Source organism: Allobosea sp. NPDC055594, assembly GCF_053618995.1.
On sequence record NZ_JBSHIO010000007.1, the window covers coordinates 126048 to 144950 of the forward strand.

At 67.5% G+C, this 18903-nt stretch carries 18 protein-coding genes; 13 read left to right on the forward strand and 5 right to left on the reverse strand.

What is annotated here, in order from left to right; all coding sequences use genetic code 11:
* Positions 1 to 54: 54 nt before the first annotated feature.
* The 5 genes from ACWGRX_RS15810 (at position 55) to ACWGRX_RS15830 (ending at position 4804) form a co-directional block, all read left to right on the forward strand.
* Positions 55 to 1116 (forward strand): MaoC family dehydratase, encoded by a 1062-nt coding sequence (locus tag ACWGRX_RS15810; RefSeq protein WP_452118308.1) that lies wholly within the window; start codon positions 55 to 57, stop codon positions 1114 to 1116.
* 253 nt (positions 1117 to 1369) lie between these two features.
* Positions 1370 to 1765 carry a succinate dehydrogenase, cytochrome b556 subunit gene (gene sdhC / locus ACWGRX_RS15815; RefSeq protein WP_291642412.1) on the forward strand — a complete coding sequence of 132 codons (396 nt, stop codon included), beginning with the start codon at positions 1370 to 1372 and terminating at the stop codon, positions 1763 to 1765.
* Between the two features lie 10 nt (positions 1766 to 1775).
* Positions 1776 to 2168: a succinate dehydrogenase, hydrophobic membrane anchor protein gene (gene sdhD, locus ACWGRX_RS15820; protein ID WP_291642414.1), complete on the forward strand. Its 393-nt coding sequence runs from the start codon at positions 1776 to 1778 to the stop codon at positions 2166 to 2168.
* Positions 2169 to 2171: 3 nt separating this feature from the next.
* A complete protein-coding gene (sdhA, locus tag ACWGRX_RS15825; RefSeq protein ID WP_452118309.1) occupies positions 2172 to 4004 on the forward strand; it encodes a succinate dehydrogenase flavoprotein subunit in 1833 nt (610 codons plus the stop codon).
* A 14-nt stretch (positions 4005 to 4018) separates the two neighbouring features.
* Positions 4019 to 4804 carry a succinate dehydrogenase iron-sulfur subunit gene (locus ACWGRX_RS15830; RefSeq protein ID WP_066479300.1) on the forward strand — a complete coding sequence of 262 codons (786 nt, stop codon included), beginning with the start codon at positions 4019 to 4021 and terminating at the stop codon, positions 4802 to 4804.
* Between the two features lie 120 nt (positions 4805 to 4924).
* On the opposite strand, the gene ACWGRX_RS15835 is transcribed toward ACWGRX_RS15830, so the two are convergent.
* Entirely contained in the window at positions 4925 to 6163 is a 1239-nt protein-coding gene (locus ACWGRX_RS15835; protein ID WP_452118310.1) for an NAD(P)/FAD-dependent oxidoreductase, read from the reverse strand.
* Positions 6160 to 6954 (reverse strand): glutamine amidotransferase, encoded by a 795-nt coding sequence (locus tag ACWGRX_RS15840; RefSeq protein ID WP_452118311.1) that lies wholly within the window; start codon positions 6952 to 6954, stop codon positions 6160 to 6162. Before ACWGRX_RS15840 ends, ACWGRX_RS15835 begins: the two co-directional genes overlap by 4 nt.
* Positions 6955 to 7201: 247 nt before the next feature.
* Here ACWGRX_RS15840 and ACWGRX_RS15845 point away from each other — a divergent pair, with 247 nt between their 5' ends.
* Genes ACWGRX_RS15845 through ACWGRX_RS15855 form a run of 3 tightly spaced genes read left to right on the forward strand, consistent with a single transcriptional unit; the run spans position 7202 to position 12218 of the window.
* On the forward strand, positions 7202 to 7843 hold the full coding sequence (locus ACWGRX_RS15845; protein WP_452118312.1) for a TetR/AcrR family transcriptional regulator: 642 nt from the start codon (positions 7202 to 7204) through the stop codon (positions 7841 to 7843).
* A 20-nt stretch (positions 7844 to 7863) separates the two neighbouring features.
* On the forward strand, positions 7864 to 9045 hold the full coding sequence (locus tag ACWGRX_RS15850; RefSeq protein WP_452118313.1) for an efflux RND transporter periplasmic adaptor subunit: 1182 nt from the start codon (positions 7864 to 7866) through the stop codon (positions 9043 to 9045).
* Between the two features lie 11 nt (positions 9046 to 9056).
* Positions 9057 to 12218 (forward strand): efflux RND transporter permease subunit, encoded by a 3162-nt coding sequence (locus tag ACWGRX_RS15855; protein ID WP_452118314.1) that lies wholly within the window; start codon positions 9057 to 9059, stop codon positions 12216 to 12218.
* Between the two features lie 43 nt (positions 12219 to 12261).
* Here ACWGRX_RS15855 and ACWGRX_RS15860 read toward each other — a convergent pair whose 3' ends face one another.
* Entirely contained in the window at positions 12262 to 12786 is a 525-nt protein-coding gene (locus tag ACWGRX_RS15860) for a hypothetical protein (protein WP_452118315.1), read from the reverse strand.
* Between the two features lie 92 nt (positions 12787 to 12878).
* A complete protein-coding gene (locus ACWGRX_RS15865) occupies positions 12879 to 13784 on the reverse strand; it encodes a DMT family transporter (RefSeq protein WP_291641311.1) in 906 nt (301 codons plus the stop codon).
* 164 nt (positions 13785 to 13948) lie between these two features.
* Here ACWGRX_RS15865 and ACWGRX_RS15870 point away from each other — a divergent pair, with 164 nt between their 5' ends.
* Positions 13949 to 14815: a LysR family transcriptional regulator gene (locus ACWGRX_RS15870; protein WP_452118316.1), complete on the forward strand. Its 867-nt coding sequence runs from the start codon at positions 13949 to 13951 to the stop codon at positions 14813 to 14815.
* 123 nt (positions 14816 to 14938) lie between these two features.
* Here ACWGRX_RS15870 and hppD read toward each other — a convergent pair whose 3' ends face one another.
* Positions 14939 to 16072 (reverse strand): 4-hydroxyphenylpyruvate dioxygenase, encoded by a 1134-nt coding sequence (hppD, locus tag ACWGRX_RS15875; RefSeq protein WP_452118473.1) that lies wholly within the window; start codon positions 16070 to 16072, stop codon positions 14939 to 14941.
* Between the two features lie 130 nt (positions 16073 to 16202).
* Here hppD and ACWGRX_RS15880 point away from each other — a divergent pair, with 130 nt between their 5' ends.
* The 4 genes from ACWGRX_RS15880 to ACWGRX_RS15895 all read left to right on the forward strand — a co-directional run bounded on the left by ACWGRX_RS15880 (position 16203) and on the right by ACWGRX_RS15895 (position 18900).
* Positions 16203 to 16673, forward strand: a complete 471-nt coding sequence (locus ACWGRX_RS15880) for an Lrp/AsnC family transcriptional regulator (RefSeq protein ID WP_291645951.1) — start codon at positions 16203 to 16205, stop codon at positions 16671 to 16673.
* A 54-nt stretch (positions 16674 to 16727) separates the two neighbouring features.
* Complete coding sequence (locus tag ACWGRX_RS15885; RefSeq protein WP_452118317.1) at positions 16728 to 17309, forward strand: cob(I)yrinic acid a,c-diamide adenosyltransferase; 582 nt, start codon at positions 16728 to 16730, stop codon at positions 17307 to 17309.
* A 4-nt stretch (positions 17310 to 17313) separates the two neighbouring features.
* Complete coding sequence (locus ACWGRX_RS15890; RefSeq protein WP_452118318.1) at positions 17314 to 18003, forward strand: rhomboid family intramembrane serine protease; 690 nt, start codon at positions 17314 to 17316, stop codon at positions 18001 to 18003.
* A 147-nt stretch (positions 18004 to 18150) separates the two neighbouring features.
* Complete coding sequence (locus tag ACWGRX_RS15895; protein ID WP_452118319.1) at positions 18151 to 18900, forward strand: electron transfer flavoprotein subunit beta/FixA family protein; 750 nt, start codon at positions 18151 to 18153, stop codon at positions 18898 to 18900.
* The last annotated feature ends 3 nt before the right edge of the window (positions 18901 to 18903 follow it).

Genomic DNA, 18903 nt, shown 5'->3' on the forward strand with positions numbered 1-18903 from the left:
TTACCTGCGCCCCCGTTGCAGCGCACAATCGCGTTTCCGCAACGAGAGCCCGTCATGTCCGAGATCGCCCCCAAGACCAGCCCCGGCCGCTTCTTCGAGGATTTCCGCCTGGGCGAGACGATCGTGCATGCGACGCCGCGCACGGTGACGAGCGGCGATGTCGCGCTCTATACAGCCCTCTACGGGGCACGCTTCGCGGTGCAGTCCTCGGACGCGCTGGCCAAGGCGATCGGCTACCCTGCCGCACCTGTCGACGATCTCCTGGTCTTCCATATCGTCTTCGGCAAGACCGTTCCGGATATCTCAATCAACGCCGTCGCCAATCTCGGCTATGCCGATGGCCGCTTCCTGAGGCCGGTCTATCCGGGCGATACGCTCTCGGCGACCTCGGAGGTCATCGGGCTGAAACAGACCTCGGGTGGCGAAGCCGGCATCGTCTATGTCCGCTCGATCGGCCGCAACCAGCATGGCGAGATCGTGCTGAGCTATGCCCGCTGGGTGCTGGTGCGCAAGCGCAGCCCCGGTACGCCGGCGGCGTTCGAACTCGTTCCCGAGCTGCCCAAGGCGGTGCTGCCGGACGCTCTGGGTGAGAGCTGCCCGGCGCTCGCGCTCGCCGGCTATGATGACGGGCTCGCCGGCTCGCCCTTCCGCTGGGGCGACTACCGGGCGGGCGAGCGCATCGACCATGTCGACGGCATGACCGTCGAGGAAGCCGAGCATCAGATCGCGACGCGGCTCTACCAGAACACCGCCAAGGTGCATTTCGACGGCTATGGCGCGCGCGAGACCCGTTTCGGCAAGCGCCTGATCTATGGCGGCCATGTCATCAGCCTGGCGCGAGCCCTGTCCTTCAACGGGCTCGGCAATGCCTTCCATGTCGCCGCGATCAATGCCGGCCGGCATGTCGCGCCGCTCTTCGCCGGCGACACGGCCTATGCCTGGAGCGAGGTGCTCGAGGCGGCCGAACTGCCGGGACGGGAGGATGTCGGGGCGTTGCGCCTGCGGCTCGTCGCGACCAAGAACCTGCCCTGCAACGAGCATCCGCTGAAACAGGGCGACCAGTATGCCGAGGGCGTCATCCTCGATTTCGACTATTGGGCGCTGCTGCCGCGCTGAAAGCCCGCCAGGCGCGGTCCGAACCGCATATCCTCGCGGTTCGGAGCCTGAAGGCAGCAGGCGGGCCGGCTTTCGCATGGCGGCTTGCAAGAGCGGGATCCGGCGAGCTAAAGTTACAGGATCGCGTTTCTGTAACCGAGCCTTGACGCTCTCGCATTGCAGCAGAGGTCGGGTTTCGTTAGAGAGCCATTCACTCTAGAACGATACCAAGCGATCGTTCATTGGCGAGCTTGAAGGTTCGGGAGAGTTCAACTTGGCCGAGGTCAAACCGGCGGCGCGCCCGCTTTCGCCGCATCTGCAGATCTACCGCTGGTCCTGGACGATGGCGATGTCGGTCGCCCATCGCGCCACCGGAGCGGCGCTTTACGGAGGCACCTTGCTGGTCGCCTTCTGGCTCGTCGCCGCGGCGTCCGGCCCTGCCGCCTATGATACCGCGCAGGCGATCGCCGGCTCGGTGCTCGGCCGCCTCGTGCTGTTCGGCTACACCTTCGTGCTGCTCCACCACATGGTCGGCGGGCTGCGCCATTTCGTCTGGGACATGGGCCATGGCTATGATCCGCAGACCCGGATGAACCTCGCCAAGTTCAGCGGCCTGGTCTCCGGCGTCCTGACCTTGCTGGTCTGGATCGCCGCCTACGCCCTGCGCTGAGGAAACGCCGATGCTCTCAAATTCGTCGATGCGCACCCCGCTCGCCCGCGTCCGCGGCCTCGGCTCGGCCAAGTCCGGCACCGGACATTTCTGGCTGCAGCGCGTCACCGCCGTCGCCAATGTCCTGCTGACGCTGGCCTTCCTCTGTGTCGTGATCTCGCTGATCGGCAAGCCTTATGCGGCCGCCGTCGCGACGCTGGCCAACCCGCTGGTGGCGATCCTGATGCTGCTCTTCGTGATCTCGGGAGCGGTGCATATGCGCCTCGGCATGCAGGTCATCATCGAAGACTATATCCACAGCGAGGGCCTGAAGATCCTGGCCGTGATGGCCAACACCTTCTTCGCGATCGCGGTCGGCGCCGCCTGCGCCTTCGCATTGCTCAAGCTGTCGTTCGGAGGCTGACCCATGGCGATCACCCGTGGCCCCGCGCGGCCGGCCTATACCGGCCAAGCCTATCCGATCACCGATCACAGCTTCGACGTCGTCGTCGTCGGCGCCGGCGGCGCGGGCCTGCGTGCCACCGTCGGCTGCTCGCAGGCCGGCCTGCGCACCGCCTGCATCAGCAAGGTCTTCCCGACGCGCTCGCACACCGTCGCGGCCCAGGGCGGCGTCGCCGCCTCGCTCGGCAATATGGGCAAGGACACCTGGCAGTGGCACATGTACGACACCGTCAAGGGGTCGGACTGGCTCGGTGACCAGGATGCGATCGAATATCTCGTCCGCAACGCCCCGGCCGCGGTCTATGAGCTCGAGCACTGGGGTGTGCCCTTCTCACGCACCGAGAGCGGCAAGATCTACCAGCGTCCCTTCGGCGGCATGACCACCGAATTCGGCGAAGGCCCGCCGGCCCAGCGCACCTGCGCCGCCGCCGACCGTACCGGCCACGCCATGCTGCACACGCTCTATGGCCAGGCGCTGCGCTACAATACCGAGTTCTTCATCGAGTATTTCGCCATCGACCTGATCATGGACGATGACGGCCATTGCCGCGGCGTGATCGCGCTCAAGCTCGACGACGGCACGCTGCACCGCTTCCGCTCGCAGCAGACCATCCTGGCGACCGGCGGCTATGGTCGCGCCTATTTCTCGGCGACCTCGGCCCATACCTGCACCGGCGATGGCGGCGGCATGGTGCTGCGCGCCGGCCTGCCGCTGCAGGACATGGAGTTCGTGCAGTTCCACCCGACCGGCATCTATGGTTCGGGCTGCCTGATCACCGAAGGCGCGCGCGGCGAGGGCGGCTACCTTACCAATTCCGAGGGCGAGCGCTTCATGGAGCGCTATGCCCCCTCGGCCAAGGACCTCGCCTCGCGCGACGTCGTCTCACGCTCGATGACCATGGAAATCCGTGGCGGGCGCGGCGTTGGCAAGAACAAGGACCACATCTACCTGCATCTCGACCATCTCGACCCGAAGATCCTGCACGAGCGCCTGCCGGGCATCTCGGAAAGCGCCAAGATCTTCGCCGGCGTCGACGTCACCCGCGAGCCGATCCCGGTGCTGCCGACGGTGCACTACAACATGGGCGGCATCCCGACGAACTTCCACGGCGAGGTGCTGACCAAGGTCGGCGGCGATCCGGATGCCGTGGTGCCCGGGCTGATGGCGATCGGCGAGGCGGCCTGCGTCTCCGTCCACGGCGCCAACCGCCTCGGCTCGAACTCGCTGATCGACCTCGTCGTCTTCGGACGCGCGGCCGGGCTGCGCTGCGCCGAGACGGTCCAGGCCGGCGAGAAGCAGCCGGAACTGCAGAAGAATTCGGCCGATCTCTCGCTCTCGCGCCTCGACAAATACCGCAACGCCAAGGGCGGGACCTCGACGGCCGATCTGCGCGACCGCATGCAGCGGACCATGCAGAACAACTGCGCGGTCTACCGCACCGGCGAGACCCTGGAAGAGGGCCACAAGCTGATCCACGAGGTCTGGGGCGGCATCACCGACATCGCCGTGACCGACCGCTCGCTGATCTGGAACTCGGACCTGATCGAGACGCTGGAGTTCGAGAACCTGATCACCCAGGCCGTGGTGACCATGGATTCGGCGCTGAACCGTCCGGAAAGCCGCGGCGCCCATGCCCGCGAGGACTATCCGAACCGCGACGACAAGGACTGGATGAAGCACACGCTCGCCTGGATCGACGACGAGAAGCGCACCGTCACGCTCGACGACCGTCCGGTGCACACCTACACGCTGTCCAACGACATCGAGTACATCAAGCCCAAGGCGCGGGTGTATTGAGGACGATCTGACAGATGGCTGAATTCAATCTTCCTCAGAACTCCCGCCTGACCGAGGGCAAGGCTTGGCCGAAGCCGGCCGGCGCCAAGAAGGTCACCGAGTTCAAGGTCTATCGCTGGAATCCCGACGATACCGCCAATCCGCGTACCGACACCTATTATGTCGACCGCGAGGATTGCGGGCCGATGGTCCTCGACGCGCTGATCTGGATCAAGAACAAGGTCGACCCGACGCTGACCTTCCGGCGCTCCTGCCGCGAGGGCATCTGCGGTTCCTGCGCCATGAACATGGACGGCAAGAACGGGCTCGCCTGCACCACCGGCATCGACGAGTGCGGGTCCAAGGGCAAGGTCGCGATCTATCCGCTGCCGCACATGCCCGTGGTCAAGGATCTCGTCCCCGACCTCACCCGCTTCTACGCCCAGCACGCCTCGATCGAGCCCTGGCTCAAGACGACGACGCCGGCGCCGGAGAAGGAATGGTCGCAGGCCAAGGATGATCGCGAGAAGCTCGACGGGCTCTATGAGTGCATTCTCTGCGCCTGCTGCTCGACCTCCTGCCCGAGCTATTGGTGGAATGGCGATCGCTATCTCGGCCCGGCGGCGCTGCTGCAGGCCTATCGCTGGCTGATCGACTCGCGCGACGAGGCTACCGGCGAGCGCCTCGACGATCTCGAGGATCCGTTCCGGCTCTATCGCTGCCACACCATCATGAACTGCGCCAATGCCTGCCCGAAGGGGCTGAACCCCGCCAAGGCGATCGCCGAGGTCAAGAAGATGATGGTGGCGCGCCAGGTCTGAAGGCGGCGCGGCCGTCCGACACGACGGCCAGCGCTTCCGGTTCTCGAAAAACGCCAGCCCCCGGGCTGGCGTTTTTCGTTGGCGTGATCCGCGCGGCAGCAATGAGGCGTGGGGGCCGCCTCAGAGATAACGCCCCGGCGCGTAGGGCTTCGGGTCGATCGGCGGCGCTTCGCCATTGAGCAGCGCCGCGAGCAGTTCGCCGGTCATCGGGCCGGTCGAGAAGCCGAGATGCTGGTTGCCGAAGGCGAGCCAGAGGCCCTGATGCCCGGGCGCGGCGCCGATCATCGGCAGCGAATCCGGGAGGGTCGGCCGGGCTCCGCGCCAGGTCTTGCCGCGGACCGCGCCGAGCGGGAAGGCTTCGCGCGCGCTCTGCGTGACGCTTTCGATCTGGCGCAACTGGTCGGGCGCGTCGCGCCGGCTGAGATCGACACCGCTGGTGACGCGGTAGCCCTCTTCCATCGGCGTCATGAAATAGGCTGCGTCGACATCATAGACCGGCCGGCTCAGACGGGCGCCGGCGCTCGCCGCGAAATGGCGATGATAGCCGCGCTCGACATCGAGCTTGGGGTCGAGGCCGAGCGGGCGCAGCAGATCGGCGCTCCAGGGGCCGAGCGCGATGACGACGTCGCCGGCTTCGTGCAGGCGCTGCGCTGTCTGGATCCGCCAGAGCGTGCCCTCCCGGCGAAGTGCCGTGACTTCGTCCTGAACGAGCGTGCCGCCGCGGGCGACGAACAGGGCGGCGTAGCCGGCGGTGACGGCGCCGGGCGAGTCGACGGAGCCATTGGCCGCGATGAACAGACCAGTCGGGAAGATCGGTTTCAGGGATGGCTCGAGGGCGGAGATGCCCTGCCGGTCGAGGATCTCGGATGCGATGCCATGGGCCTGGAGCAGGGCCTGTTCGGCCCGGGCCGCCGAGAGTCCCGCTTCGCTACGCCAGAGCTTGAGCGTGCCGGTCTCGCGCAGGCGATGGCTGATACCGGCCTGCTGCATCAGGGAGCGGTGCAGCGTGACCGCCGTCGCGGTCAGCCCGTCCATCGCCGCGATCCGGGCCGCAGCCTGCGAAGGCCGGGCTTCCCAAAGGAAACGCAGCATCCAGCCCGGGCTGGTCAGCGCGCGGCGCCAGTCGAGATGCAGGGCGGGATGGCGGTTGCCGAGATAGCCCGGCAGCTTGGCGTAGAGCCCGGGGTTGTTGAGCGGCACCAGCGAGGAGCGGCCGATCACCCCGGCATTGCCATAGGAGGTCTCGCGGCCGGGCTCGCGCCGGTCGAGCAGCGTCACGGCGAAGCCGCGCTGCTGCAGGGCGAGCGCGCAGGAGACGCCGACAATGCCGGCGCCGAGGACGAGGATGCTGCGGCTCATGTCGATGGCTCGGCGGTTTCCGGCTGTTTCAGCCAATGGTCGAGGAAGGCGTCGAGCCAGCCGCGGACGGCCGGGTCGTATTGGTACCAGCCGTCGAGATGCTGCTGGCGCAGTTGCGCGCCCGGCATCAGCGTGCGCTCATGGCCGCGGACGGACCAGCGGCACATCATGGCGGGCGTCACCTCGGGGTGGAACTGGATGCCATAGGCCCTTTCCCCGGCGCGGATCGCCTGCACCGGGAAATCGGATCCGGTCGCTAGGCATTCGGCCCCGGGCGGGCAATCGAAGCCTTCGCGATGCCATTGATAGACCGTTCCGGGCCAGGCGAAGCCGGCGGCGTCCGCATGGCTCCTGCCAATTTCGGTCTGGTCGAGCCGGTAATAGCCGACCTCGGCCCGGCCCTGCGGATGAGCATAGACCGTGCCGCCGAGATGACGGGTCAGCATCTGGGCACCCAGGCAGATGCCGAGAAAGGCGGCGTTTTCCTTCAGGCAGGTCCCGATCCAGTCGATCTCCGCCTTGACGAAATCGTCGGGATCATTGGCGCTCATCGGGCCGCCGAAGATCACCGCGCCGGCATGGTCGCGCATCGTCGCGGGAAGAGGGTCGCCGTAGCGCGGCTTGCGGATGTCGAGGGCATGGCCACGCTCGACCAGCAACCGACCGACCCGGCCTGCGGTCGAGTTCTCCTGATGCAGGACGATCAGGACGGGTTTCCTGGTGGTAGGCAGGTCGTCGAGGCGCGTTCGCAGCCGGCGCCGGGGCGGGAGGCGAAAGGACTGGTCGTTCATCGCGGCGGTCGGTCGCGTCCCCGAACTCTCGGCATGGCCAGATGCGGGGGAGAATGCGGCTTCGGGCCGGCAGCGGCAAGGGGGCAAGCGACATGGCGGCCATGGCGCCGTCGCACGGGGAGCATGCGCAATGCAATCTGACGCCGTCGTTTACCAGACATACAACCATTGGCCGTATTCGCAGTTGACAGCCGGATTGCGTTACGACATGAGAATGAACGTTCATTCTCATTTATTTGGCCGTGCCTTGTCGCAGATCGCAGACCAGCTACCGGCCGAACGCGGCCCGTCCGAGCGCCATATCCGCATTCTCGACGCAGCGGAGCGCGTCTTCGCGCGCTCCGGTTTCCATGCCGCGACGATGAACGATGTCGCGCTCGAAGCCGGCATGAGCCCCGGCAATCTCTATCGCTATTTTCCCTCGAAGGACGCGATCGTCGCCGGCATCGCCGAGCGCGACCGCAGCGAGATCGCCGCCGATTTCGCCGGGCTCGACCCGGATAAGGGCGGACTGCTCGACCAGCTGGAGGAGCTCGGCCGTTTCCATCTCGTGCACAAGCCGCGCGAGAAGGCGATCATCGCCCTGCAGATCTGGGCGGAGGCGGCCCGCAATCCCCAGATGGCGCAGATGTGCGCGAGCATCGACGGCACGGTCGAGCAGGGTGTGACTGCGGCGGTCGCGGTCGCCCGCGAGAATGGCGAGCTGCCGGTCAATCTCGATCAAGCGCGCTTTCTGCAGGCGATCTTCATGATGGCCGATGGCTTCTTCTGCCGGCGCGCCGTCGACCCGGAATTCGACGCCGCCGCCGGCGCCGAGACGCTTTTCGCCGCGATGCGCGGTCTGGCGCAGGTCCTACTGCTGCCGCCGGGCCAGGACGAGCAACCATGAACGCGCAAAGAGCCGCACCCATGCCCAGCTTCCGCAAGACCCTCGCCGCGCTGTCCTTCCTCGCCTCCGCCGGCTTGCCGGCGATCGGGCTGGCCCAGGCGCCGGCCGCCGCGGCCGTGCAGCCGGCCCAGGCCGCGCCGGCGATTACGGTGACATCGGCCAAGCGCGACGAGATCGTCCAGAGCGTCGTCGTCTCCGGCTCGATGATCGCCCGCGACGAGGTGATGGTGACGCCCGAGATCGATGGTTTCGTGATCACCGAGCTCTTGGCCGAGGAGGGCGATCGCGTTGCCGCCGGCCAGGTTCTGGCGCGGCTCTCGCGCGTCAGCCTCGATGTCCAGCGCAGCCAGAACGACGCACAGATTCAGCGCGCCGAGGCGGGCGTCGACCAGGCCAAGGCGCAGATCGTCGAGGCCGAGGCCAATCTCGTGCAGGCGAACAACGCTTTCGAGCGGACGAAGTCCCTGCGCGACAGCGGCAATGCCAGCGTCGAGACCTATGATCTGCGCGCTACCGCCGCCCGGGCGGCGCAGGCGCGGCTGAACTCGGCCAAGCAGAACCTGGCGATCATGTCCGCCGATCTCGCCCTGGCGAAGGCGCAGGGCAAGGATATCGACGTCAAGCTGGCACGCACCGACATCAGGACGCCCAAGGCCGGGATCGTCAGCCGTCGCAATGCGCGGCTCGGCGGCATGGCCGCGATGGCGTCGGCCGAGCCGCTGTTCAAGGTCATCGCCGAAGGTGCGGTCGAGCTCGAGGCGGAGGTTGCGGAAGTCGAGATTCCCGGGCTGAAGCCGGGCCAGCGCGTGACGGTGACGCCGGCGGGTGCGGCCCAGATCCTGGAAGGCGAGATCCGGCTGATCGCGCCGGAGGTCGACAAGGCCTCGCGGCTCGGGCGGGTGCGGATCGCGCTCAAGGGCAATCCGCCGGTGGCGATCGGCTCCTTCGCCCGCGGCGTGATCGAGACCGGCCGCAAGACCAGTCTCGTCCTGCCGCTGTCGGCGCTGACCTATAGCCGCGGCGGGGTGACGGTGCAGGCCGTCAAGGATGGCAAGGTCACGACCAAGCCGGTCGAGCTCGGGCTGATCGGCCATGGCCGGGCCGAAGTCCTTTCCGGCCTCGCCGAGGGCGAGAGCGTCGTGGCGCGCGCCGGCACCTTCGTGCGCAATGGCGACGTGATCACGCCGATCATGACGAATTGACGAGCCCGGCCATGAACATCAACTTCTCAGCCTGGTCGATCCGCAAGCCGGTTCCGGCGATCCTGCTCTTCGTCGTGCTCTGCGTGCTCGGCCTGCTCTCGTTCTCGAAGCTGCCGGTGACGCGCTTCCCGAACATCGACGTGCCGCTGGTCTCGGTGACGGTGACGCAGTCCGGCGCGGCGCCTGCCGAGCTCGAAAGCCAGGTCAGCAAGCGCGTCGAGGACGCGGTCGCCAACATCACCGGCGTCAAGCATGTGATGTCGACGCTGACCGACGGCGCCTCGACCACGTTGATCGAGTTCCGCCTGGAGACCGATACCGACCGGGCGGTCAACGACGTCAAGGACGCGATCGCCAAGATCCGGGCCGATCTGCCGCGCCAGATCGACGAGCCGGTGATCCAGCGCATCGATGTCGAAGGCCAGTCGATCCTGACCTATGGCGCGGCCTCCGCCGGCATGACGCTCGAACAGCTCTCCTGGCATGTCGACGACGTCGTCGCACGCGAATTGCAGGGGCTGAAGGGTGTCGGCCGGGTCGAGCGCTATGGCGGCGTCGATCGCGAGATCAGGATCTCGCTCGATCCCGACCGGCTGCTCGCGCTCGGCGTCACTGCCGGCGAGGTCAACCGCCAGATCCGCGCCACCAATGTCGATCTCGCCGGCGGGCGCGGCGAGGTCGGCGGCCAGGAACAGGCGATCCGCACGCTCGCCGGCGCGCGCAGCGTCGCCGAGCTGGCCGAGAGCAAGATCCAGCTCACCGGCGGGCGCGAGGTCCGTCTGAAGGAACTCGGCCGCGTCGAGGATTCGAACTCGGAACCGCGCGCCTTCGGCCGGCTCGACAAGCAGCCGGTGGTCTCCTTCGCGGTCTTCCGTTCGAAGGGGTCGAGCGAGCTCTCGGTCAAGGATGTGGTCGCGGCCAAGATCGACGAGCTCAACAAGCGCTATCCCGAGATCGCGCTGAAGTCGATCGATGACGCCGTCTCCTATACCCATGGCAACTACAAGGCGGCGATGGAGACGCTGCTGGAGGGCGCGGCGCTGGCCGTGCTCGTCGTCTTCCTGTTCCTGCGCAACTGGCGCGCGACGCTGATCACCGCGGTCGCTCTGCCGCTTTCCGCGATCCCGACCTTCTGGGCGATGGAGATGATGGGCTTCTCGCTCAATCTCGTCAGCCTGCTCGGCATCACCCTGGTCACCGGCATCCTGGTCGACGACGCCATCGTCGAGATCGAGAACATCGTCCGCCACATGAAGATGGGCAAGTCGCCCTATCGCGCCGCGATGGAGGCGGCCGACGAGATCGGCCTCGCGGTGATCGCGATCACGCTCACCATCGTCGCGATCTTCGCGCCCGTCTCGTTCATGGGCGGCGTCGCCGGCCAGTATTTCCGACAGTTCGGACTCACTGTCGCGGTCGCGGTGCTGTTCTCGCTCCTGGTCGCGCGCCTGATCACGCCGATGATGGCGGCCTATCTGATGCGGCCGATGGACCATCAGGAGCCCAAGGACGGGCTCGTGATGCGCGGCTATGTCGGGCTGCTCAAGGCGACGCTGAAGGTGCGCTATCTGACGCTGGCCATCGGCTTCGTCTTCCTCTGGGGCTCGATCCAGGCCACCTCGCTGCTGCCGACCGGCTTCATCCCGGACGAGGATACGGCGCGCGTCGTCGCATCAGTCGAATTGCCGCCCGGCTCGACGCTGGAGGATACCCGGATCACCTCCGACAAGATCGTCGACAAGCTGCGCGAAATCCCGGAGGTCACCCGTGTTTTCGTGCTGGGCGGGGCGTCGCCGACCGGACAGCGCGAGGTTCGCCGCGCCGCGGTCTTCATCATGCTGCAGCCGAAGGCCGAGCGTGCCATCCCGCAAAAGGAACTCAAGGTCACGATCGCCGAGAAGCTCGCCGCGGTGCCCGATGTCCGCGCCTGGTATGTCAACGAGCGCGGCGAGCGCGAAATGGCCTTCTCGATCCTGTCCAAGGATGGGGCGGCGCTCGACGAGGCGGTGGCCCGGATCGAAGCGCGGATGCGCAAGGTCGACGGCTATCTCAACGTCGCCACCGCCGGGTCGCTGAGCCGGCCGGAGATGCGGGTCACGCCGAAGCTCGAACAGGCCGCCAATCTGGGCGTCACACCGGAGGCGATCTCGGAGGCGATCCGGGTCGCGACCATCGGCGATATCGGTGCCAATCTCGCCAAGTTCAACGCCGGCGACCGGCTGGTGCCGATCCGCGTCCAGCTCGACGAGCAGGCGCGCACCGATATCCGCAACATCGCGGCGCTGCGCGTCACCAATGTCAACGGCGTCTCGGTCCCGCTCACCGCGGTCGCCGAGATCGGCTTCGGCGAGGGCCCGTCCTCGATCGACCGCTATGACCGCGTCCGCCGGGCCGCGATCGGCGCCGATCTGAAGCGTGGCTTCGAGCTCGGCACCGCCCAGGAGACCTTCAACAAGATCGTCGCGGAGGTCGGGCTGCCCGAGGGCGTGCGCATCGCCGCGACCGGCGATGCCGAGATCCAGGGCGAGGTCGTGCAGGGTTTCATCACCGCGATGACGACCGGCCTGATGCTGGTGCTCGCCGTGCTGATCCTGCTGTTCGGCTCGGTCTTCCAGCCGATCACCATCCTGCTCTCGCTGCCGCTCTCCTTCGGCGGCGTGGTCATCGCGCTGCTCGCGACCAACAATCCGGTCTCGATGCCGGTCTATATCGGCCTGTTGATGCTGATGGGCATCGTCACCAAGAACGCGATCATGCTGGTCGATTTCGCGGTCGCGGAGGTCGGGCGCGGCAAGGACCGGATGACGGCGCTGATCGAGGCCGGCCGCAAGCGGGCCCGGCCGATCGTGATGACGACGATCGCCATGGCGGCGGGCATGCTGCCTTCGGCCTATGGCGTCGGCGATGGCGGCGAGTTCCGCTCGCCCATGGCGATCGCGGTGATCGGCGGGCTGATCGTCTCGACCGTGCTCAGCCTCGTCTTCGTGCCGTCCTTCTACACGGTGATGGATGATCTCGGGCGCCTGCTGGCCTGGGCCTTCGGCCGCTTCTTCAGCAAGGCCGAGGACGAATCGACCTGGGAGCCGATCCACGATCCCGAGCACATGCCGGGCGAAGCCAGCGCCAAGGCGATGGCCGGCAAGCTCCCCTCGCCGCGACTGGCGGCGGAGTAGAAGAACAAGGGCCTGCCTCCGGGCGGGCTCTTTCTTTTGCACGTCACTCCTCGCGCAAGGCGAGGTCGAGATTCTGGCCCTGTCCCGGCTTGCTGCCGCGCAACGTCAGGGCGATGCCGCCCTGCCGGCGGGTGATGGTCAGGGTCGCCGGCGGGTTCGGCCGCACGCTCTCGGCGGTTTCGGTGAAGGCGAGGGTCAGACGCTCGCCCTGGCGCCGGCCGCCGAGATCGGCCACGGTCCCCGTGCTCTCGCGAAAGCTGCCGGCATAGCGCCCGGTCGCCGGATCGTGCCGGAGCTCGATCCGGATCGTCGCGCTGAAGATCGCGGCGGTACGGCAGCTGCCGTCGAGGCTGAGCCGCGAGCCCTGCTGGTCGCCATTGAACTGGCATTTGAGGGAGCGGCTGCTTCCGCCGGCGTTCTGAAGCGTGCCATCGCCGCTGAAGCGCCCTTCGAGCGCGTTGAGGAAGCTTGCTTCGCCGTTGCCGGGCTCGGTCTGGGCGGCGCCGGGGCCCGCCAGCAGCAACAGGGCGGCCGCGGCGCAGGCTATCGTCATCGGATGTCGTTCCATGACAGCTCCTCCTGCCGGCTAAACGCCGGAGGAGCCGTTTGGATCGGCCGAAGGCTGAAATCGTGAAGTGAGCCGCCGGCCCGGAATCGGCCTCAGCCCTTCCTGACCATCAGTACGGCGGCCAGAATCGCGACGCCGCCGAAGGCCTGGGCGGGGCTCGGCTGCTCGGCGAAGATCGCCCAGGCGGCGAGCACCGAGACCAGCGAAGGCCAGACCATGACCAGCGAGGTCGCGTTGGCGCCGTAATGGCCGAGCGCCAGCGTGATCAGCCCCTGGCCCATGGCATGGGCGATCAGGCCGAGTGCCGCGACGGCGAGCCAGCCGGTCAGGCTCTGCGGCAGGATTGTCTCGCCGAGAGCCAGAGCGGCGGCGAGGCAGAAGACGGCGCAGATCGCCGTCGAGATCAGGCCGATGCGGCCGGCATCGGCGCGGTTGCGGGCGCGGCGGACGGCAAGGATATAGGCGGCATAGGAGAAGGCTGCGCCGACGGCGAGCGTGTCGCCGAGCAGGGAGCCGGCGGCTGGTGCGCCGGTGAACTTGGGCAGCACCAGCATGCCGGCGCCGCCCAGTGCCAGCAGCAGGGCACCGAGGATGCGCCGCGTCGGGCGCTCGCCGAAGATCAGCCAGCCGCCGAGGATGACGCCGACCGGCGAGAGGTTGCCGAGCAGCGAGGCGTTGGCGATCGTCGTGTGCAGCAGCGAGCCGTTGTAGAGGATGACGTCGACGCCGAAGGCGATGCCGGCGAGCGTGATCGGAAAGAGCGCGCCGGACCTGACGCCCGCTGTTCCGGTGCGACGCCCCTCCAGCGCCATCCAGGCGCCGAGCACCGGCAGCGCGAACAGCATGCGCCAGAAGCCGGCGGCGGCGGGGCCGACATCGGCGAAGCGCACGAAGATGCCGGAGAACCCGATGCAGGTGGCGCCCAGCATCAGGATGAGGAACATGCCGAACGCCGGCGAGGCCGGGCGGTCGGAAAGGCTGAGGCCGGGGGCGGACATCGGGCAGCTTTCGGTCGCTACATGCGAGCCCTCATCCTGAGGAGCCGGCGCGCGACTCCTCAGGATGAGGGCTGTCTTGGTGCCTGCCGCTATAGGCCGCTTCCGGCAATCGGAAAAACGGATTATTCTGATTCGTCTATTGGCGTTTCCGATGGAGCGCGAACATGTCCACCCATCTTGATCTCGACGCGCTCGCCATGCTGGTCGCGGTCGCTGAAACCGGTGGTTTCACTGCCGCCGGACAGCGGCTCGGCAGGACGCAATCGGCGATCTCCGGGCGCATCCAGGATCTCGAGGCGACGCTTGGCAGGCAGTTGCTGGAGCGGTCGCGCCGCGGCGTCACGCCGACCGAGGCCGGCGAGCGGCTGCTCGCCCATGCGCGCCGCCTGCTTGCGGTCGAATGCGAGGCGCGGGCCGAGCTCGCCGGCGACAAGGCCTCGGGGCGGCTGCGCATCGGCGTGCCCGACGACTACGTCGACGCCTATCTGCGGCCGCTGATCATGCGCTTCTCGGCCGAGCATCCGCGCGTCGAGCTCGAAGTGCATTGCGAGCTCTCGAAGCGGATCGAGCCGGCGGTTGCGGCGGGCGAGCTCGATCTGGCCGTGATCACCCAGGATCCGGGCCGGCCGAAGGGCGAAAGGCTGCGGCGCGAGCCGCTGGTCTGGGTCGCCGGTCGCGGCCACCGGCCGGAGCTGGACGAAACCCTGCCGCTCGGCCTGTTCAACGAGGGTTGCCGGGCGAGGCCGCGCATCCTGGCGGCGCTCGAGGCGGCCGAGCGGCCGCACCGGCTGGTCTTTTCCTCCTCGCACATGGCCGGGCTGCTCTCGGCGGTCGAGGCCGGTTTATGCGTCACGGCGATCACCGAGAGCGCTGTGCCGACCGAGCTGCGGCGGCTCACTCCGGGCGATGGGCTGCCGCCACTGTTCGAGCTTTCGGTGGCGCTGCTGATCGCCCCGGGGGCGGGGCTCGCGGCCCGGCATTTCGCGCAGGCGCTGCGCGAGGCGATGACGGCGCCGAAGCTTGCGGCCTGAACGGCTTGCCTCCACCGTCACGCTCGCCCTTGTGGCGAGCATCTCTGTCTCGAACGTCGCGTTGGGGCGGCGGCCCGAAGACGTGGATGGTCGGGACAAGCCCGACCATGACGGGAACGCGGTCTATTCCGCCGCCTGCGGCTTCAGTACGCCACGGCGGATTTGGTCCTCCTCGATCGACTCGAACAGGGCGCGGAAATTGCCCTCGCCGAAGCCGTCATCGCCCTTGCGCTGGATGAATTCGAAGAAGATCGGCCCGACCACGGTGGCCGAGAAGATCTGCAGCAGCACCTTGCTCATCCGGCCGGCCTTCTCGCCGAGCGCGACGGCGCCCTCGCCGTCGATCAGGATGCCATTGGCCTTCAGCCGCTCGACCGGCTCGCCATGGTTCGGCACGCGGCCATCGACCTTCTCGTAATAGGCCGCGGGCGGGGAGGGCATGAAAGGCAGGCCGTTGGCGCGCAATTGCTCGACGCTGGCATAGATGTCGCGGGCGCCGAGCGCGACATGCTGGATGCCCTCGCCCTTGTACTGGCGCAGGTATTCCTCGATCTGGCTCTTGTCGTCGAGGGATTCGTTGATCGGAATGCGGATCTTGCCGCAGGGCGAGGTCAGGGCGCGCGAGATCAGCCCGGTCAGCTTGCCCTCGATGTTGAAGAAGCGGATCTCGCGGAAGTTGAAGAGCTTGCCGTACCAGTCGGCCCAATGGTCCATGCGGCCGCGCATGACGTTGTGGGTGAGATGGTCGAGATAATACATCCCGGCCTGCTCGGGGTGCGGGTCGCGCTCGCCGAGCCAATCGAAGTCGACATCCCAGATCGAGCCCTTCTCGCCATAGCGCTCGACGAAATAGAGCAGGGAGCCGCCAATGCCCTTGACTGCCGGGATCTGCAATTCGCCGGGGCCGACGCGGGTCTCATAGGGCTCGGCGCCGAGCGCGACGGCGCGCTCGAAGGCGTGTTTGGCGTCGACGACGCGGAAGGCCATGGCGCAGGCGCAGGGGCCGTGCTGCGCGGCAAAGCCCTGCGCGAAGGAATCAGGCTCGGCATTGACGACGAAATTGACGTCGCCCTGGCGATAGAGCGTCACCTGCTTGGAGCGATGCTTCGCGACCTTGGTGAAGCCCATGGTCTCGAACAAGGATCCGAGCTTCTCCGGCTCGGGATGGGCGAACTCGACGAACTCGAAGCCGTCCGTGCCCATCGGGTTGGCGTCGGAAATGGCGGGCGGGGCGGTGTCGTGCGGGAACGGGCCCATGGCGTCCTCCTCCTGGGTCGATTTATAAGGACCATGGTCGCGCATCGCCGCGGCGATGATCTTGCAAAATAGACCGATCGAGCGCTTAATTTGCACGAAACGTGCATCATGAAACGGAGACGCTCACGAAATGCCCGCCTTGGACGCTTTCGACTGGCGCCTGCTCGAAGCCTTGCAGCAGGACGCCTCGCTGACCAATGGCGCGCTGGCGGAGAAGATCGGCCTGTCGGCGAGCCAGGTTTCGCGCCGGCGCCAGCGGCTCGAGCAGGAGGGGGTGGTGCGCGGCTATCGCGCCCTGATCGATCCCGAAGCGATCGGGCTGTCGGTCACCGTCTTCATCCATGTCGCGCTGAACACCCATTCGCGCGACAATGCCCGGCGCTTCCGCGATCTGGTGAAGCTCACCCCGGCCGTGCTCGAGGCCCATGCCCTGACCGGCGAGGCCGACTACATGCTGAAGGTCGCGGTCGGCGATCTCAAGGAATTGTCGCGGCTGGTGAACGAGGTGCTGCTGCCGCATGAGAGCGTCGCCCGGGTGCGCTCCGAGATCGCGCTGGAGACGCTGAAGGAGCCGGGGCTGCTGCCGCTGCGGCTCGGCTGAGCGCGCGGCGAAACCGCCCCTTCCGCCGGCGCGGCGGCGCGCTATAAAGCTGTCATGGTCATTCTCAATCGCATCTACACACGCACGGGCGACGACGGCACAACGGCGCTCGCCACCGGGGCGCGCCGGCCGAAATTCGACCTGCGCATCGCCGCCTATGGCACCACGGACGAGACTAATGCCTGCATCGGCCTGGCGCGGCTCCACTGCGCCTCCGAGGATGCGAGCGTCGACGCGATGCTGGGCCGCATCCAGAACGATCTCTTCGACCTCGGTGCCGAGCTCGCCTCGCCCGATACCGGCGAGAAGCTGGAATGGGAGCCGCTGCGCATCGTCCAGGCGCAGGTCGACCGGCTCGAGGCCGAGATCGACACGCTGAACAAGGGGCTCGGCACGCTGCGCTCCTTCGTCCTGCCCGGCGGCACGCCGGCCGCCGCCCATCTCCATCTCGCCCGCACCGTCAGCCGGCGGGCGGAGCGGCTGATGGTCGAGCTCGCCGGTATCGAGGGCGAGAGCGTGGCGAAGCCGGCGCTGAAATTCATCAACCGGCTTTCCGACTTCCTGTTCGTGGCCTCCCGCTACCTCAACGCCAGGGCGGGGGGCGACGTGCTCTGGACGCCCGGGCAGAACCGCTGAACCGATGTTCGTGCCGCTGCATGACGGCGTGCCGATGCGCTTCATCCGCGTCGCCTATGTCACCTATGCGCTGATCGCGATCTGCATCCTGCTGCGGCTCGTGCTGATGCACTGGACCAGCGAGGCGAGCGAGATCGCGGTTCTCGCCGGGTTCGGCACGATTCCGGCGGTGCTGTTCGGCGAGGCGCAATTGCCGCCTGAATTGTTCAAGGCGCCGCCCTGGCTGACGCTGATGACCGGCATCCTGCTGCACGCCAGCTTCGCCCATCTCGTCGGCAATATGCTGTTCCTCTGGGTTTTCGGGGATAATGTCGAGGATGCGATGGGCCATCTGCGCTTCCTCGTCTTCTTCATGCTCTGCGGCATCGCCGGGGCGCTGCTGCACGCGCTGATGAATCCCGACTCGGAACAGCCGCTGGTCGGCGCCTCCGGGGCGATTTCGGGCGTGATCGCCTCCTATCTGATGCTCTACCCGCGCGTGCGCGTCTGGGGGCTCGCTTTCAAGTGGATTCCGATCCGTATCCCGGCGATGTACGCGCTCGGCGCCTGGATCCTGTTCCAGCTGCTTTCGGCGCTGTTCGACCAGCAGGGCGCGGTCGGCTGGTGGGCGCATCTCGGTGGGCTGGGGGCCGGCGCGGCGCTGACGCCGCTCCTGATCCGGCGCGGTCAAACGCTGTTCGGGCGCCCGGCCTGAGCCCGGCGCGACCTTCACGCCGTTGACAACGGCAAATTCCCGTCGCTACGGTCCCCGCGCATTCCAGCCGCGGGCCGCGATGCCGAACTGCCGCGATTTCGTTCGGCACCGGGTCACGGTCCATCTCTCCCGAACGGTGAAGCGCCCATGAAGATTCTCGTGCCTGTCAAGCGGGTCGTCGACTACAACGTGAAGATCCGCGTGAAGGCGGACGGCTCGGGCGTCGAGCTGGCCAATGTGAAGATGTCGATGAACCCCTTCGACGAGATCGCCGTCGAGGAGGCTCTGCGGCTGAAGGAAGCCGGCAAGGCGACCGAGGTCGTCGTGGTCTCGATCGGCCCGGCGCAGGCGGCGGAGACGATCCGCACCGGCCTCGCCATGGGCGCCGATCGCGGCATCCTGGTCAAGGTCGAGGGTACGGTCGAGCCGCTCGCCGTCGCCAAGATCCTGAAGAAGCTGGTTGAGCAGGAGAATCCCGGCCTGGTGATCCTCGGCAAGCAGGCGATCGACGACGACGCCAACCAGACCGGCCAGATGCTGGCGGCGCTGCTCGGCTGGCCACAGGGCACCTTCGCCTCCAAGGTCGTGGTCGGCGACGGCTCGGTCGACGTCACCCGCGAGGTCGATGGCGGCCTGCAGACCGTCGGGCTTAAGCTGCCGGCGATCGTCACCACCGATCTGCGCCTGAACGAGCCGCGCTACGCCTCGCTGCCGAACATCATGAAGGCGAAGAAGAAGCCGCTCGACGAGACCACGGCGGAGACGCTCGGCGTCGATGTCGCGCCGCGCCTGACCGTGCTGAAGACCGCGGAGCCGCCGAGCCGCTCGGCCGGCGTCAAGGTCTCCTCCGCTGCCGAACTTGTCTCCAAGCTGAAGAACGAAGCGGGAGTGCTCTGAACC

Coding starts and splice junctions, on each gene's coding strand:
- sdhA (WP_452118309.1), top strand. CDS start 2,172: ATGGCGATCACCCGTGGCCCCGCGCGGCCGGCCTATACCGGCCAAGCC.
- ACWGRX_RS15830 (WP_066479300.1), top strand. CDS start 4,019: ATGGCTGAATTCAATCTTCCTCAGAACTCCCGCCTGACCGAGGGCAAG.
- ACWGRX_RS15810 (WP_452118308.1), top strand. CDS start 55: ATGTCCGAGATCGCCCCCAAGACCAGCCCCGGCCGCTTCTTCGAGGAT.
- ACWGRX_RS15895 (WP_452118319.1), top strand. CDS start 18,151: ATGAAGATTCTCGTGCCTGTCAAGCGGGTCGTCGACTACAACGTGAAG.
- ACWGRX_RS15890 (WP_452118318.1), top strand. CDS start 17,314: ATGTTCGTGCCGCTGCATGACGGCGTGCCGATGCGCTTCATCCGCGTC.
- ACWGRX_RS15885 (WP_452118317.1), top strand. CDS start 16,728: ATGGTCATTCTCAATCGCATCTACACACGCACGGGCGACGACGGCACA.
- ACWGRX_RS15870 (WP_452118316.1), top strand. CDS start 13,949: ATGTCCACCCATCTTGATCTCGACGCGCTCGCCATGCTGGTCGCGGTC.
- ACWGRX_RS15835 (WP_452118310.1), bottom strand. CDS start 6,163: ATGAGCCGCAGCATCCTCGTCCTCGGCGCCGGCATTGTCGGCGTCTCC.
- hppD (WP_452118473.1), bottom strand. CDS start 16,072: ATGGGCCCGTTCCCGCACGACACCGCCCCGCCCGCCATTTCCGACGCC.
- ACWGRX_RS15865 (WP_291641311.1), bottom strand. CDS start 13,784: ATGTCCGCCCCCGGCCTCAGCCTTTCCGACCGCCCGGCCTCGCCGGCG.
- ACWGRX_RS15840 (WP_452118311.1), bottom strand. CDS start 6,954: ATGAACGACCAGTCCTTTCGCCTCCCGCCCCGGCGCCGGCTGCGAACG.
- ACWGRX_RS15850 (WP_452118313.1), top strand. CDS start 7,864: ATGCCCAGCTTCCGCAAGACCCTCGCCGCGCTGTCCTTCCTCGCCTCC.
- sdhD (WP_291642414.1), top strand. CDS start 1,776: ATGCTCTCAAATTCGTCGATGCGCACCCCGCTCGCCCGCGTCCGCGGC.
- ACWGRX_RS15855 (WP_452118314.1), top strand. CDS start 9,057: ATGAACATCAACTTCTCAGCCTGGTCGATCCGCAAGCCGGTTCCGGCG.
- ACWGRX_RS15880 (WP_291645951.1), top strand. CDS start 16,203: ATGCCCGCCTTGGACGCTTTCGACTGGCGCCTGCTCGAAGCCTTGCAG.
- ACWGRX_RS15860 (WP_452118315.1), bottom strand. CDS start 12,786: ATGGAACGACATCCGATGACGATAGCCTGCGCCGCGGCCGCCCTGTTG.